The following is a 14135-nucleotide window of genomic DNA, read 5'->3' on the forward strand; positions in this document are numbered from 1 at the left end:
CCCTTGGCCCTGACGGACACGAAAATGACGGATACCATAACATCACATGATCCAGCCGCGGCAGAGCCCGCCCCGGTCGCCAAGCCGCAGGGTTACTGGCAGGGCGTGGGCGCGCGGCTGGTGCGCGATCCCCTGACCATGATCTGCTTCGGCGTGCTGATGCTGCTGATCCTCTCGGCGGTCTTCGCGCCATGGCTGGGGCTGGCGGACCCTTACAAGGGGTCGATGATCGCCCGCCTCAAGGCGCCGGGCACAGAAGGCTACCCGCTGGGCACCGACGAACAGGGCCGCGACATGCTGGCCCGGCTGATCTATGGCGGGCGGCTGACGCTGTTCATCGGGCTGATGCCGGTGGTCTTCGCCTTCTTCATCGGCTCGGCGCTCGGGATCGTCGCGGGCTACGTCGGCGGCATGACCAACACCATCATCATGCGCACCGTGGACGTCTTCTTTGCCTTCCCGTCGGTGCTGCTGGCCATCGCCATTTCCGGCGCGCTGGGGGCGGGGATCTTCAACAGCCTCGTGTCGCTGACCATCGTCTTCATCCCGCCGATCACCCGCGTGGCAGAGGCGGTGACCTCCGGGGTGCGCGCGCTCGACTACATCGACGCGGCGCGGGCGACGGGGGCAAACGCCTGGACCGTGATCCGGGTGCATGTCATCGGCAACGTGCTGTCGCCGATCTTCGTCTATGCCACCTCGCTGACCTCGGTCTGCATGATCCTCGCGGCGGGCCTGTCGTTTCTCGGCATCGGGGTGCGCCCGCCTGAACCGGAGTGGGGGCTGATGCTGAACACCCTGCGCTCTGCCATCTACGTGAACCCGTGGCTGTCGGCGCTGCCGGGGGTGATGATTTTCGTCACCTCGCTGTGCCTGAACCTGCTGAGCGACGGGCTGAGGAGTGCGATGAATGTCCGCGACTGATCTTTATGCGCCGATCCAGGACAAGGGCGGCCCGGCGCAGCCGCTGATCTCCGTCCGCGGTCTGAAGAAGTATTTCCCGGTGCGCGGCGGTATCCTCGGCCGCGCGCAGGCGCAGGTGCAGGCGGTGGACGGCGTCTCCTTCGAGGTCGCCAAGGGCGAGACGCTGGGCATCGTCGGCGAATCCGGCTGCGGCAAGTCGACCACCGCCAAGCTGCTGATCGGCCTGACGGAGAAGGACGCGGGCGAGATCGTCTTCGACGGCGTGGCGCTGGGTCCGCGCCTGTCGCTGAAGGAGCTGCGCAAGGGCGTGCAGATGGTGTTCCAGGACAGCTATGCCACGCTCAACCCGCGCATGACGATCGAGGCCTCCGTGGCCTTCGGCGCCAAGGTGCAGGGGCTCGACAATCCGGAGGTCCGCGCCCGCAAGCTGATGGAGCGCGTCGGGCTGGATCCGGCCCGCTTCGCGCACCGCTATCCGCACGAACTGTCCGGCGGGCAGCGGCAGCGGGTGAACATCGCCCGGGCGCTCGCCATGTCGCCGCGGCTGGTGGTGCTGGACGAGGCGGTCTCGGCGCTCGACAAGTCGGTGGAGGCGCAGGTGCTGAACCTGCTGTCGGACCTGCGCAAGGAATTCGGGCTGACCTACATCTTCATCAGCCACGACCTGAACGTGGTGCGCTACATCTCGGACCGCATCCTGGTGATGTATCTCGGCGAGGTGGTCGAGATCGCGCCGGTGGACAGCATCTGGGAACGCCAGGCGCATCCCTACACGCGGTCGCTGTTCTCGGCCATGCCGTCGATGGACCCCGACAACCGCACGAAAGAGCCGCCCCTTGCGGGCGATCCGCCGAACCCGATCAATCCGCCCTCCGGCTGCCGGTTCCACACGCGGTGCCGGTTCGCCTCCGAGGTCTGCAAGGCGAAGGTGCCGGTCCTGGGCGGTCTCTCCACCAACGCCGGGCACAGGGTGGCCTGCCACCTCTACGACGCGCAGTCGGGCCATCCGAAGGCAGGACAGGGGGTGCCCGCATGACAAGGCTTCTGGACATCCGCAACCTGTCGGTCCGCTTCGCGGGCAAGCGCACGGTGCACGCGATCAACGACGTCTCGCTCAGCATGGAGCAGGGAGAGACGCTGGCCCTTCTCGGTGAAAGCGGGTCGGGCAAGTCGGTGACGCTGAAGACGCTCCTCGGCCTTCTGCCGCCGAAGCGCACGAAGATCGACGGTTCCATCCACGTGAACGGCGTGGACGTGCTGTCGCTGAAGGGCAAGGCGCTGCAGAAGTACCGCGGCGGCGAGGTTTCGATGGTGTTCCAGGAACCGGCGCTGGCACTGGACCCGGTCTACACCGTCGGCCACCAGATCGCGGAATCGGTGATGCGCCACAAGGGCGTCAGCCGGGAGGACGCCATGTCCACCGCGCTCGACATGCTGGACCGGGTGCGCATCCCTTCGGCCAACCGCCGCCTGCACAACTACCCGCACGAACTGTCGGGGGGCATGCGGCAGCGGGTGATGATCGCTTTGGCGCTGGCGTGTCGTCCACGCCTTCTGCTGGCGGACGAGCCAACCACGGCGCTGGACGCCACGGTGCAGATCCAGATTCTGCTGCTGCTGCGCGAGTTGCAGAAGGAATTCGGCATGGGCGTGATCTTCGTCACCCACGACATCGGCGTGGCGGTTGAGATCTCCGAGCGGGTCGCGGTGATGTACGCGGGCCAGATCGCCGAGGAGGGCACCACGCGCGAGATCATCCGCGACGGGCGCCATCCCTATACGCAGGGCCTACTGGCAGCCAACCTGCACGACGTGGCGCGCGGAGAGCGGCTGAACGCCATCCCGGGTGCGCCGCCCGCTCTGGAAGAACGGCCCGACTCGTGCTCTTTTGCGCCCCGATGCCCACGGGTCCTGCCGGAGTGCCGCGCCGCGCTGCCGCCGATGATCGAGCCGGCCCCGCGCCGCCGCGTCGCCTGCCTGCGCGCCGAAGAGCCTGTCGCCGCTGAATGACTGAAAGACCGGAAACCACATGCTGATCGACAAAGACCCCTTCCGCTGCTTCATGCCTTACCCGCCGGTGCGCGTGGCCTCTGCCGGGGGCGGACCGCTGGCGGGGCTCACGCTGGGCGTGAAGGACATCTACGACGTGGCGGGCTACCGCACCGGGTCGGGCTGCCCGACAGCACTCGCCATGAGCGAGGTCAAGCAGGCGAACGCCCCGGCGGTGGAGGCCCTGCTTGAGGCCGGCGCTGCCTTTGTCGGCAAGACCCATACCGACGAACTGGCGTGGTCGATGTACGGCATGAACGCGCATTTCGGCACGCCGGTGAACCCGGCGGCGCCCGACCGCATCCCGGGCGGGTCGTCTTCCGGGTCTGCCGTGGCGGTGGCCGCGGGGCTGTGCGACATCGCCGTGGGATCGGACACCGGCGGATCTGTGCGCGCCCCCGCCAGCTTCTGCGGGATCTGGGGCATCCGGCCGACGCATGGCGTGATCTCGCTGGAGGCGGTGCAGAAACTGGCGTCGAGCTACGACACCTGCGGGCTCTTCGCGCGCGACGGCCAAACGCTCCTGCGGGCCATGTCGGTCCTGATGGAGGACACGGCACCCCTGCCGGAAGCGCCGCGCCTGATGCGGCCCGTGGACATGCTGACGCAACTGGGACCGGAGCAGCGGGCAGTCTACGAGGCGGCCTTCGGCGGGCTGGAGGCGGCGGAGGTCTCGGTCTTCCCGGAAGGGGTGGAGGCGACCTACAAGACCTTCCTCGCCACCATGTCGGCGGACGCGAAGGTCGACGTGGTGCCGTTCATCCGTTCCTCCGGCATGCCGCTGGTGCGCGGCATCGACGGGCGCGCGGATGCAGCCGAAGCCCTGACAGAGGCGGAGGCCGAGGTCGCCCGCACCGCCCGCGCAGCCTTCACCGCGTCGATGGACCGGCTGCTCGGCGCCGAAGGGGTCCTGCTGGCGCCGGTCGTGCATGATGCTCCGTTCCGGCTGGATGCGCCGGTCGAGGTCTTCGACGGCTTCCGGCACGACGCGATGCGGCTTCTGTGCGTGGCGGGGCTGGCGGGCCTTCCGCAGGTAGTGATGCCCGCGGGCAAGGTCGACGGCGCGCCCTACGGCGTCTCGCTGATCGGGCCGCGCGGCTCGGACCTGTCGCTGATCCGGGCGGCCATGGCGCTGACCGCGGTGCCCGCATGAGCTGCCCCATCGAGGCGAAGCTGGCGGAGATGGGGCTGGAACTGCCGCCCTCCGCACCGTCGCGCGCTTTGTTCCTGCCGGGCAAGATCACCGGCAACCTGCTGTTCCTGTCCGGCCAGATCTGCGAGTGGGAAGGTCAGCCGAAATACTTCGGGCCGGTGGGCGAGGGGTTCGACATGGACGAAGGGCAGGCGGCGGCACGGATGTGCGCGCTGAACCTGCTGTTCTGCATCAAGACGGTCGCCGGGTCGCTCAGCCGGGTGAAAGAAGTCGTCCGGCTCGGCGGCTTCGTCGCGGCGCCGCCGGATTTCGGCGAGGGGCCGATGATCGTGAACGGCGCCTCGCAGCTTTTCATCGACCTCTACGGCGATGCGGGCCGCCATGCGCGCACCGCGGTCAACGTGTCCTCTCTCCCGGCAAAGGCGCTGGTGGAGGTCGATGCGGTGATCGAGCTGACCTGATTTTCGGCTGGCGCGCCCGACGCGCTCAGGCGTCGAGCGTGGCGGCAATGCTGAGCAGCAGGTCCTCGCCGCCGTGTCGGCCCACAAGTTGCATCCCGATGGGCAGGCCGTTCGCACGCCCCGCCGGGAAGGCCATGGCGGGCAGGCCGGACGCATTGACCCAGCCGGTATAGACGGCGTGGCCGCGCGGTCCGGCGGGCTGGCCGTCGATGGTGTCCGGGTAGACCTCCGTCGCGGGCCATGGCGGCGCGGCGGCGGTCGGCATGAGGACAGCATCGTGACCCCAGAGGTCGCGGACCTCCTCGCGCAGGGCGAAGACCCGGGTCAGCGCCTCGTAAAGCTGGACGGCAGAGACCTGCGCCCCGCGCGCCGCCATCGCCTTGTACTTGTCTGCGGCGGCTTCCATCACCGCCGGGTCGCGCCAGGCCAGATGGGCGAGGCCGATCTCCGCAAGTCCCGACCAGACCTCGTTCAGCGGATCGAGGTCAAGGGGCAGCGGGCTTTCGGTGACGTCGTGGCCCAGTGCGCGCAACCGGTCCATCGTCTCGGCAAAGGCCGCGCGGATGGATGCGTCGCAGGGGGCGTCGGCGATGCGTCCGACCGCGAGGATGCGGGCGGGGCGGGTCATGTGCCGGACCGGGCGCCCGGCAAGGACGCCGTGGAACAGCGCGAGGTCGCGGGCGGAGCGGGTGATCGGGCCAACCGTCTCGAAATCGAGCAGGACCTGCGGCAGCCCGTTGCCGCGCGGCACGCTGCCGATCCCGGGTTTCAACCCCCAGAGGCCGGTGTAGCCTGCGGGCCTGCGGATGGAGCCTCCACCGTCCGTGCCGATCCCGGCAACCGCCATGCCGGACGCCACGGCGGCGACCACCCCGCCGGACGAACCGCCAGGCGTCAGCGCCGGGTCGAACGGATTGCGGGTCACGCCGAAGGCGGCGTTGGCGGTGTAGCCTTCGACGGCAAACTCCGGCGTGTTGCCCTTGCCGAGGACGATGGCCCCGGCAGCGCGCAGGGCGGCGACGGGCTTCTCGTCATGATCCGGCACGCGGCGCCCGAGCTCCGGATTGCCCCATGCCGCCGGAAGACCTGCGGAGACGAGGTTGTCCTTCACGATCACAGGCACGCCGTCGAGCGGACCGAGGGGCGTCCCCGCCTGCCAGCGGTCGCGGGCGGCGCGGGCGAGGTCGCGCACATCGGTTGCGCGGGCCGAGAAGGCGTTCAGCCCGGGTTCGCATTGGTCGATGGTGCCGACGTGGCGTTCCATCACCTCGACGGGGTCGCTGGCGCCGGTGCCGAAGGCGTCGATGAGGGCGGTGGCGTCGGGCAGGGTCTTCATGGTGTCGAGGCTCATCGTCCGACCGCCTCGGGAAGCCAGGTTGCGATGGACGGCCAAAGGATCAGGGCCGAGGTGAAGAGCAGCATGAGCGCGGCATAGGGCACGGCGCCGGTGACCACGTCGGTGAAGGGGCCCTTGTCGTTCCGGACGCCCTGCACGACGTAGAGGTTCATGCCCACCGGCGGGGTGATCATGCCCAGTTCGCACATGAGTACCACGAAGATGCCGAACCAGACCGGGTCGATGCCCGCCGCGGTGACGATCGGCACGACGATGGGGATCGTCAGAACCTGCATGGACAGCACGTCCATGAACATCCCGAGGATCACGTAGAACAGCATAAGCGCGAAAAGCAACTCTACCGGCGTGAGACCGAGGCTGTCGACCCAGACCGTCATCACCCGGGTCACGCCGCCAAGCGCAAGCGTCACGTTCAGGGTGAAGGCGGCGACGATGATCATGAGGATCATGCCGGTCGTGCGCGCGGTCTTGCGGAAACAGACGTCGAGGAAGTCGCGGGTCAGCTTGCCCTCTGCCGCGACGAAGCCGAGTGCTGTCAGCACGGCCAGCGCGGCACTTTCGGTCGGCGTGGCGATGCCGAGGTAGATGGAGCCCATGACGATGGCAAAGACGGTGGCAGCGGGCACGAGGTTCTTCAGCGCGCGGATCTTCACCGCCCAGGGCACGTGAGCGTCCTCGAAGGCGCCGCCGGGCGACAGGATGTCCTGCGCGGCGATGAAGACCATGAACAGGAGCGTCAGCAGGATGCCGGGCACGATGCCCGCGATGAAGAGCTGCCCGACGGAGACGCTGGCCAGCGAGCCGTAGACCAGGAGGTTGACCGACGGCGGGATGAGAATGCCCAGCGTGCCGCCCGCCGCCAGCGACCCCAGCGCGCGGGAGGGGCGATAGCGGCGTTCGGTGAGCGCGGGCAGGGCGACGGTGCCGACGGTTGCGGCGGTGGCGACGGAAGAGCCGGAGGTCGCGGCGAACAGCGAACAGCAGCCGATGTTGGTGTGCAAAAGGCCGCCGGGCAGCCGCCCGAGCCAGAGCGCCAGCGTGCCATACATGCGGTCGGCAAGGCCCGAGCGCAGCAGCAGTTCCCCCAGCAGGATGAACAGCGGAATGGCGGTCAGAACCGGCTCGTTCGAGGTGCCCCAGAGGACCGGCCCCATGCTTTTCAGCAGGACGGGTCCGTAAAGGATCATGCCGCCCGCGACGCCCATGGCGACCATCACGGTGGCGACCGGCAGCCCGGCCAGAAGCAGGCCCATCATCACGATGAATCCCACGAGAATGTCGAGAATACCCATTTGTCAGCGGTCCTGAAGCTGCTGGAGCTCTTCGGAGAGCTCCTCTTCGGCGGAGGTCGGGTTGAATTCGGCGGCAAGCTGGGCATGGCGGCCGGTGAGGAACAGCCGGGTCGCGCGGCCTGCGAGGACGAAGGAGCAGAGCGCAAAGACCGCGAGGCCCGCGTACCATGCGGACTGCGGCCAGATGAGCGGCGTGCGCCAGGGCGTCGCGGCGGTGGAGCCGTAGTCGAGCGTGTCGGCGATGACGAACCAGCCGACATAGAGGAAGAAGAGCCCAAGGATGCCGAGCGACAGCACCGACAGCCAGTCGAGCGCGGCCTGCACCTTCACCGGGAAGCGCGCGTGCAGCACGTCGATGCGGATGTGTGCGCGGTCGGCCATGGCGACGATGAAGGACAGAGCGGCCCCGAGGGCGAGGACGTATCCGCCCAGCTCGTCGGCACCCTGAAGGGAGGTGTTGAAGACCTTGCGCAGCACCGTTTCCAGCGCGACGAAGGCAGACAGGAACAGGAGCGCCCATCCGAACAGGCGGCTGATCCATGTGGCAAGGCGGTCCATTCGGTGTCTCCGGGCGAGGGGAAGGGCGCCCCCGGGCCGTCGCCGGCCCGGGGGCATCGGGGGAATTACATGCTCTGGCCGGTGGCGGCGGTCCACGCGTCCGAGCAGCCCGGGTTGGTGGCGTCGCAGACCTCTTTCCACGCCGGGAACGAGACGTTCGGCACGGCGGTGCCCACCAGTTCCTTGTCGGCGGCGGTCGGTTCCACCAGCTTCAGGTCGTAGGAGGTGCCGGTCTCGCAGGGCTCGGCGCCGGTGTTGCAGTTCACTGCGTCGTCGAACAGCTCCTCGGAGTAGGCCCAGATCTTGTCGGACAGCTTGTCGAAGCCCGCCTGCAGCTTGTCCTGCTGCTCGGGCGTCATCTTGTTCCATGTGTCGAGGTTGATGCCGTAGCCGTTCATCGCAAGCTGGAAGGCAATCGGCAGGGTGTAGGAAGTCACTTCCGGCCAGCCGGCGGAATTGGCAGAGGACGGGCCGGTGATGGCGCAGTCGACCACGCCGCGGGCCAGCGACTGCTGCACCTCGGGGAAGCTGAGCGGGACGGGCGTGCCGCCGACGAGGCTGATGAATTCGGCCAGGTTCTGGTCGTAGACGCGGACCTTCAGGCCCTTGAGGTCGGCCAGAGAGCCGATCTCCGGTTCGCAGAACAGGACCTGCGGACCGAACGGCCAGACGCCCAGCAGCTTGGTGTTGAACTTCTCCTGCAGGCGGGCGTCGACAACGGGGGCGAAGGCTTTGACCGTCTTCTTGCCGGTTTCGTAGTCGGGGTTCAGGCCGACGAGGTCGAGGCCGAGGATGGTGGGTTCGTCGCGGCTGACCTGCGACAGGCGCAGCGAGACGATGTCGAACAGGCCGTCCTTCAGGATGCGCAGCTGCTCGGTGTCCTTGATGCCGGTGACGTCGACCGGCTGGTAGTCTGCCGTGAAGCCTTCGAGGCCGGTTTCCTCGGCGAAGTTTTCGAAGAACGGCTGTTCGACGTTTTTCTGGATCAGGCCGGTGGCGACGGGCTGGCCCATCACGCGCAGGGTTTCGGCGGACGCAGGCACGGCGAGGACGGCCAGCGCCGCGGCGCAGGTTGCGATCGTTCGGATCATGGGTGTCTCCTTGGTGGGTCTTTGTCGTGTCGTTCTGTGTTCAGGACAGGGCTGCGAAACGTGCGAAGACGCTCCCCCATCCGGTGACGCGCGACGGGTCCAGCCCGGTCTCGCGCAGGCAGTGCGCCGCCGTGACGGCGACGGAATCGAGCACCGGGATGCCGGTGGCCGCTTCGATGCGCGCCGCTTCCGGGGCGCCGCGGAAGTTGGTGCAGACGATGGCGATGGCGTCCGGTTCAGAGGCCGCGACCTCCTCGACCATGGCGCCGACCCGGGCCGCCGGGTAGGTGGCGAAGCTGTAGTTGCCCTTGTCGTCGAGCCGCCGGGTGGCGGTGACCTCGATCCCCTGTGCGGCGTAGTTCGCGATCATCCGGGTCTCGATATCCTCGATATACGGCGTGACGACGCCAAGCCGCCGGACATTCATCGCCCTGAAGAGTGTGTCGTAGGCGAGGATCGTGGAGGTGGCGGGCACGCCTGTCCGCTCGGTGATGGCGGCGCAGAGGGCGCGGTCCTTCTCCAGCCCCAGCCACGAGGCCGAGGTGCCGTTCCACGCGATCAGGTGGGGTTTCGCCTCCGCCAGCCGCTCGGCGGCTTCGAGGATCGGTTCGAGTGTGAATTGCGACTGCGACGCCTCCGACATGGAGATCTCGACAACCCGGAAACGGCCGAAGTGCGCGGTGGCGGCGTCGCCGAAAGGCGCGAACATCGCCGAGGTGTAGGGTTCCAGCACGGTGTTGGAGGACGGCGTGAGCATCCCGATGCGGATGCCGTCGACAGGATCGAAGCTCATGCCGCGACCTCCGGCTTGGCGCGGGCGACGTGATGGCCTGTGGGCTGGCCCACGGGTTCGCCGTCCTGCATGACGGTCTGCCCGCGCAGGATGGTCCGCACGGGCCAGCCGGTCACCTCGAAGCCTTCCCAAGGCGTATAGTCGGCGCCGTGGTGCAGGATGTCCTGCGTGATGGTGCGAGTCATCGACGGGTCCCAGAGCACGATGTCGGCGTCCATGCCGATGGCGATGCTGCCCTTGTGTTCCAGCCCGTAGATGCGGGCGTGGTTGGTGGCGGTCAGCGCGGCAAAGGTCTGCAGGCTGATACGGCCCTTTGTGACGCCTTCGGAGAACAGGATCGGCAGGCGCGTTTCCACGCCCGGGATGCCATTCGGGATGTTGCGGAAGGACTTGCGCGCGCCGGGCACGTCCTTGCCGTGGCTGTCGTCGAAGCGGAACGGGCAATGGTCGGAGGAAAAGACGTCGAAGGCGCCGGAGGTCAGCCCGGTCCAGACCGCCGCCTGTTCGGCGGTGTCGCGCGGCGGCGGAGAGCACACCCACTTCGCACCCTCGAAACTCGCGCGGTCCAGATCGTCGGCGGTCAGGGTGATGTACTGCGGGCAGGTCTCTGCCAGGACGCGCACGCCGCGGGCTCTGGCGCGCTGGATTTCTTCAAGGGCGGCACCGTTCGAGACATGCACGATCATCACCGGCACGCCCGCGACCTCGGCCAGCGTGGTGGCGCGGTGGGTGGCTTCGCGTTCGACGGGGACGGGACGGGTGCGGGCGTGGTTGACCGGAGAGGTCTGGCCCGTGCGCTCCGCCTTGTCGCGCAGGAACTCGATGGCGTCCTCGTTCTCGGCGTGCACCAGGGTCAGCGCGCCCTGTTCGCGGGCCACGTCCATGACCTGCAGGATCTCCGCATCGGTCAGGCGCATGCCCTGGTAGGTCATGAAGACCTTGAAGCTGGTCATCCCCTCGGCAATCAGCGCGGGCAGGTCCTGGCCCAGCGTCACCGGGTCGGCCTTTGTCACGATCAGGTGGAAGGACACGTCGGTCAGGCACTGGCCTTCGGCCTTCGCCATGTAGGCGGCCACGGCTTCGCGCAGGGTCTGGCCCTCGGTCGCGAGGCAGAAGGGCATGACCGTGGTGTTCCCGCCGCAGGCCGCGGAGCGCGTGGCGGAGGCGAAGTCATCCGCCATCTCGACACCCGGTCCGGAGGGCTGCGAGATATGTACGTGGCTGTCGATGCCGCCGGGCATGGCGATCAGGCCGGTGGCGTCGATGACCTCGCGCCCGTAGAGCCCGCTGCCCAGCGTCACGATCCGCCCCGCGACGATGCCGATCTCGCACTCCGTCACCGCGCCGGAGGTCACGACGCGCGCACCTTTTATCACCGTGTCATGGGTCTGGCTGTGGGGGGCGTTGTCTTGCATTTCTTCGTGATCTTTCTGTTGGCGGGCCGAACCGTCGACCCCAAGGCTAGCGACGGTTTGAATTGCCATCCATGACAAAATGTGTGAGATTCCGTTCTCGAATTGAGAATGGATAATTCGGGTATTCGCATGAAAATGCATCTCGTTCCGCGCCCTTTGCTTTATGTTGAGGCAGTTGCCGAACACGGATCGGTGCAGGCCGCATCGCGCGCCCTGGGAATCGCCGCCTCGGCCATCGACCGGCACATCAAGGCGCTGGAAGAGGCCAACCGCGCTCCGCTGTTCGAACGCCTGCCGCGCGGCATGCGCCCCACCGCCGCCGGAGAGGCGGTCGTCGTCATGGCGCGCCGCTGGCGGTCGGATGCCGAGCGGCTGGAAACCGACCTGCAGGAGATGCGCGGACAGGAACGCGGCAGCGTGCGGCTTGCGGCGATGGACAGCATGGCGAACGGCGTCCTCGAGGATCTGCACGTCTGGCTGAGGGAAGAGCACCCGCAGCTGCGCCTGAACCTCGACATCGTGCCGCCGTCACAGGCGGCGCGGCAACTGGACGAGGGCGCGGTGGAGGTCGCCATCGCCTTCGACATGCCCCGCCTGCGCCACCAGCACGTGCTCTGGACCGACAAGCTGCGTTTCGGCTGCATCGTCGCGCCGGAACACCCCCTGGCAGTGGAGGCCGAGGTCTCGCTCGCCAAGTTGTCGGGCCATGCGCTGGTGTCGCAAAGCGCGCGGCTGCCGATCCGGCAATACATGGACAACCGCCACGCCTGGTTCTTTGCAGAGAACGTGCCGGTGCTGGCGTCGAACTCGCTTCAGGTGCTGAAACGTGCGCTTCTCCGGGGCGATGTGGCGATGATCACCTCCGAACTCGACGTTCTGCCGGAGCTGCGCAGCGGCGATCTGCTGTTCCTGCCGCTGAAGGACAAGGGGCTGGTGCCGCCGACGATCTCCGTCGTGATCGATGCGCGGCGGGCGCTGTCGCGGGCGGCGCGGCTGGTGGCGGAGTACCTGGTCGAGCGGACGGGCGGCCTGCTGGCCGAGGCGCGCGAGGACACCTAGCCGAGGGTGCAGCCGATTCCGCCGAAGCCGTCGATGTGCCCGAGGACCTTCGTGCCGGCGGGAAAATACTCGAGACCCGAGAGCGAGCCGGTGATGACGGTCTGCCCCTTGTGCAGCCCGCCGCAATGCCGACCCACATGCGCGCAGAACAGCGCGAGGTTGGCGAGGGCGGAGCCGCCGGGCACCGTCGCAGGCCCGTCGATCACGGTGCGGTCGTTGCAGATGAGCCGCGCGTTGACGCTGGAAAAGTCGCCGCCGTCCCAATCCTCCAGCGCCGGGCCGAGGATCAGGCCCGCGTTGATCTGCATGTCGGCCAGCTTGGTCATCGGATCGAGCTCGCGGCCCGTCAGGCGGGTGTCCACCAGTTCCAGAACGATCCGCGGGCGGAAGCTTTGCGCGGGGTTCCTCAGGTCGGGCGCGCCGTCGGTCAGGCATTCGAACCCGATCTCAAGCTCGATCCCGAGGAGGTCGATGACCGGAACCACCGCCCCCGAAGCGAGCGTCCGGCTGGCCGGGATCGGCGCGATGACCGGCGGGCCGTCGACCCGGTCCCCGACCTTGAAGCCGCTGACTGCGCCGAGGGCCGGCATCACGAGGGACTGGATGGCCAGCGCCTCATCGTAGGTGGGCGCGGGAAGCGCGATGGCGTCCGCCCGCTGTCGCGATGTATGCGCCCCGGTGAGGGCGGCGGCATAGGCGTCGGTGTAGGTCATCGGTCAGGCTCCGGGCGCGGTTTGCGTTACTCTCGTGCGGCAACCGCGCCCGTGCAAGCCGGTTTCAGGCGAGATCCCGCATCGGCGCGGCCGAGACGGTGGCCGCCCGGTCCGGCGTCGGGCTGCGCGGCACGGTGCCCCAGATGGCGATCCGCACCGCCGCGTAGGAGATCAGCGCAGCGAGCGGCGGCAGCATCCACGGCAGCCATGCGACATTCGGTTCGACATCCATCAGGATCTGCCCGATCAGCGCCAGCACTGTGCCGATCGCAAAGACCAGCAGACCGTGCTGCCCCAAGAGCCGTAGCGGCGCCGATGCAGTATGCGCGGCAATGCTGCGCACCACGGGCAGGCAGGACAGGACATAGAGCATCGCCAGCACATGCAGCAGGCGCGGCGCGGCCAGCAGCGTCTTGTTGTGCGTCGTGATGTGGTACGGCGCGCCAAGGCTGCTGAGCTGCGCCATCTTGTGGTTCATGAAGGACCCGAGGGCCGGAACATGCCGCCACGCGAAGGCGAAGACCACGAAGAACAGCGCGGCGTAGAACAGGGTGCGGTTGACCGGGACCATCCGCTCTCCGCGCCGGTGCCGGTGGCCGATCATCAGCCCGACGAGGAAGATCAGCTGCCATGACAGCGGCGACAGAAACCAGCCGCCGCCGCCCGGATGGTTGGGGATGTTCAGCCGGTAGGCACCGGCGACCCACCACAGCGCGACAGAGGCGGTCAGCGTCTGCCACGGCCAGCGGATCGCGGCGGCGAGGATCAGCGGCCCGGCTATCATCAGGACGATGTAGGTGGGAAGGATGTTCACGTAGCCGATCTGGTAGCCGAGGATCGGAATGCCGGTCAGCGCCGCCCGCGTGTCGGAGTAGATCAGGCCCAGATTGTGCATCGTCCTGAACTTCGACAGCAGGAAGGTGTCCGCCGCCCAGGCAAAGAGGCCGAGCGCGATGACCGTCAGCAGGATCTGCACAAGGTACAGCGTCCACGCCCGTCGCCACATCGGCGTCAGCGCCGCGCGCAGCCCGCCCTTGCCGTCGAGCCAGCGGGCGATGGCAGGGGAATAGGCGATGCCCGCCGCGATGCCGGACATGACAAAGAACGCCTCTGCCGCGTCGGAAAAACCGAGCTCGCGGTTGGTGATCGCCTCCCACGGGTTGCCGGGCATGTGGTTGATGAGGATCATCATCAGCGCGACGCCACGAAAGAAGTCGATCCGCGGATCGCGCTCCTTCGGCGCGGGGCCGGGCCGTGCGGGCATGGGGAC

At 68.2% G+C, this 14135-nt stretch carries 14 protein-coding genes; 6 read left to right on the forward strand and 8 right to left on the reverse strand.

Annotation, left to right across the window (positions count from 1 at the left end):
- The first annotated feature begins 24 nt into the window (after positions 1-24).
- From QNI11_RS08720 to QNI11_RS08740, 5 genes are read left to right on the forward strand one after another with little or no spacing between them, the layout of a single operon-like run.
- A complete protein-coding gene (locus QNI11_RS08720) occupies positions 25-924 on the forward strand; it encodes an ABC transporter permease (RefSeq protein ID WP_283983119.1) in 900 nt (299 codons plus the stop codon).
- A complete protein-coding gene (locus QNI11_RS08725; RefSeq protein WP_283983120.1) occupies positions 911-1960 on the forward strand; it encodes an ABC transporter ATP-binding protein in 1050 nt (349 codons plus the stop codon). The genes QNI11_RS08720 and QNI11_RS08725 overlap by 14 nt, the downstream gene beginning before the upstream one ends.
- Positions 1957-2934 carry an ABC transporter ATP-binding protein gene (locus tag QNI11_RS08730; protein ID WP_283983121.1) on the forward strand — a complete coding sequence of 326 codons (978 nt, stop codon included), beginning with the start codon at positions 1957-1959 and terminating at the stop codon, positions 2932-2934. The genes QNI11_RS08725 and QNI11_RS08730 overlap by 4 nt, the downstream gene beginning before the upstream one ends.
- 19 nt (positions 2935-2953) lie before the next feature.
- The gene (locus QNI11_RS08735) at positions 2954-4126 is read left to right on the forward strand and encodes an amidase (RefSeq protein ID WP_283983122.1); all 1173 of its coding nucleotides are present in this window, start codon (positions 2954-2956) and stop codon (positions 4124-4126) included.
- Entirely contained in the window at positions 4123-4587 is a 465-nt protein-coding gene (locus QNI11_RS08740; protein ID WP_283983123.1) for a RidA family protein, read from the forward strand. The genes QNI11_RS08735 and QNI11_RS08740 overlap by 4 nt, the downstream gene beginning before the upstream one ends.
- A gap of 25 nt (positions 4588-4612) precedes the next feature.
- Here QNI11_RS08740 and QNI11_RS08745 read toward each other — a convergent pair whose 3' ends face one another.
- The 6 genes from QNI11_RS08745 to hydA form a co-directional block, all read right to left on the reverse strand.
- On the reverse strand, positions 4613-5938 hold the full coding sequence (locus QNI11_RS08745; protein ID WP_283983124.1) for an amidase: 1326 nt from the start codon (positions 5936-5938) through the stop codon (positions 4613-4615).
- Positions 5935-7236, reverse strand: coding sequence for a TRAP transporter large permease (locus tag QNI11_RS08750; RefSeq protein WP_283983125.1), 1302 nt, complete (start codon positions 7234-7236; stop codon positions 5935-5937). Before QNI11_RS08750 ends, QNI11_RS08745 begins: the two co-directional genes overlap by 4 nt.
- A 3-nt stretch (positions 7237-7239) precedes the next feature.
- A complete protein-coding gene (locus QNI11_RS08755) occupies positions 7240-7794 on the reverse strand; it encodes a TRAP transporter small permease subunit (RefSeq protein ID WP_283983126.1) in 555 nt (184 codons plus the stop codon).
- Between the two features lie 65 nt (positions 7795-7859).
- The gene (locus QNI11_RS08760; protein WP_283983127.1) at positions 7860-8885 is read right to left on the reverse strand and encodes a TRAP transporter substrate-binding protein; all 1026 of its coding nucleotides are present in this window, start codon (positions 8883-8885) and stop codon (positions 7860-7862) included.
- Between the two features lie 40 nt (positions 8886-8925).
- Positions 8926-9678, reverse strand: a complete 753-nt coding sequence (locus tag QNI11_RS08765) for an aspartate/glutamate racemase family protein (RefSeq protein WP_283983128.1) — start codon at positions 9676-9678, stop codon at positions 8926-8928.
- Positions 9675-11093: a dihydropyrimidinase gene (gene hydA, locus QNI11_RS08770; protein WP_283983129.1), complete on the reverse strand. Its 1419-nt coding sequence runs from the start codon at positions 11091-11093 to the stop codon at positions 9675-9677. Before hydA ends, QNI11_RS08765 begins: the two co-directional genes overlap by 4 nt.
- Positions 11094-11222: 129 nt before the next feature.
- Between hydA and QNI11_RS08775 the strand changes: the two genes are divergently transcribed.
- On the forward strand, positions 11223-12152 hold the full coding sequence (locus tag QNI11_RS08775) for a LysR family transcriptional regulator (RefSeq protein WP_100926895.1): 930 nt from the start codon (positions 11223-11225) through the stop codon (positions 12150-12152).
- Here QNI11_RS08775 and QNI11_RS08780 read toward each other — a convergent pair.
- Both QNI11_RS08780 and QNI11_RS08785 read right to left on the reverse strand, forming a co-directional pair.
- Positions 12149-12865: a hydratase gene (locus QNI11_RS08780; RefSeq protein ID WP_283983130.1), complete on the reverse strand. Its 717-nt coding sequence runs from the start codon at positions 12863-12865 to the stop codon at positions 12149-12151. The two genes, QNI11_RS08775 and QNI11_RS08780, sit on opposite strands and share 4 nt — an antisense overlap.
- A gap of 64 nt (positions 12866-12929) precedes the next feature.
- Positions 12930-14129, reverse strand: coding sequence for an OpgC family protein (locus QNI11_RS08785; RefSeq protein WP_283983131.1), 1200 nt, complete (start codon positions 14127-14129; stop codon positions 12930-12932).
- Between the last annotated feature and the right edge of the window lie 6 nt (positions 14130-14135).

Source organism: Sagittula sp. MA-2, assembly GCF_030126985.1.
Classification (GTDB): Bacteria; Pseudomonadota; Alphaproteobacteria; order Rhodobacterales; family Rhodobacteraceae; genus Sagittula.

Coding starts and splice junctions, on each gene's coding strand:
- QNI11_RS08735 (WP_283983122.1), top strand. CDS start 2,954: ATGCTGATCGACAAAGACCCCTTCCGCTGCTTCATGCCTTACCCGCCG.
- QNI11_RS08780 (WP_283983130.1), bottom strand. CDS start 12,865: ATGACCTACACCGACGCCTATGCCGCCGCCCTCACCGGGGCGCATACA.
- hydA (WP_283983129.1), bottom strand. CDS start 11,093: ATGCAAGACAACGCCCCCCACAGCCAGACCCATGACACGGTGATAAAA.
- QNI11_RS08740 (WP_283983123.1), top strand. CDS start 4,123: ATGAGCTGCCCCATCGAGGCGAAGCTGGCGGAGATGGGGCTGGAACTG.
- QNI11_RS08760 (WP_283983127.1), bottom strand. CDS start 8,885: ATGATCCGAACGATCGCAACCTGCGCCGCGGCGCTGGCCGTCCTCGCC.
- QNI11_RS08775 (WP_100926895.1), top strand. CDS start 11,223: ATGAAAATGCATCTCGTTCCGCGCCCTTTGCTTTATGTTGAGGCAGTT.
- QNI11_RS08730 (WP_283983121.1), top strand. CDS start 1,957: ATGACAAGGCTTCTGGACATCCGCAACCTGTCGGTCCGCTTCGCGGGC.
- QNI11_RS08765 (WP_283983128.1), bottom strand. CDS start 9,678: ATGAGCTTCGATCCTGTCGACGGCATCCGCATCGGGATGCTCACGCCG.
- QNI11_RS08750 (WP_283983125.1), bottom strand. CDS start 7,236: ATGGGTATTCTCGACATTCTCGTGGGATTCATCGTGATGATGGGCCTG.
- QNI11_RS08755 (WP_283983126.1), bottom strand. CDS start 7,794: ATGGACCGCCTTGCCACATGGATCAGCCGCCTGTTCGGATGGGCGCTC.
- QNI11_RS08785 (WP_283983131.1), bottom strand. CDS start 14,129: ATGCCCGCACGGCCCGGCCCCGCGCCGAAGGAGCGCGATCCGCGGATC.
- QNI11_RS08745 (WP_283983124.1), bottom strand. CDS start 5,938: ATGAGCCTCGACACCATGAAGACCCTGCCCGACGCCACCGCCCTCATC.
- QNI11_RS08720 (WP_283983119.1), top strand. CDS start 25: ATGACGGATACCATAACATCACATGATCCAGCCGCGGCAGAGCCCGCC.
- QNI11_RS08725 (WP_283983120.1), top strand. CDS start 911: ATGTCCGCGACTGATCTTTATGCGCCGATCCAGGACAAGGGCGGCCCG.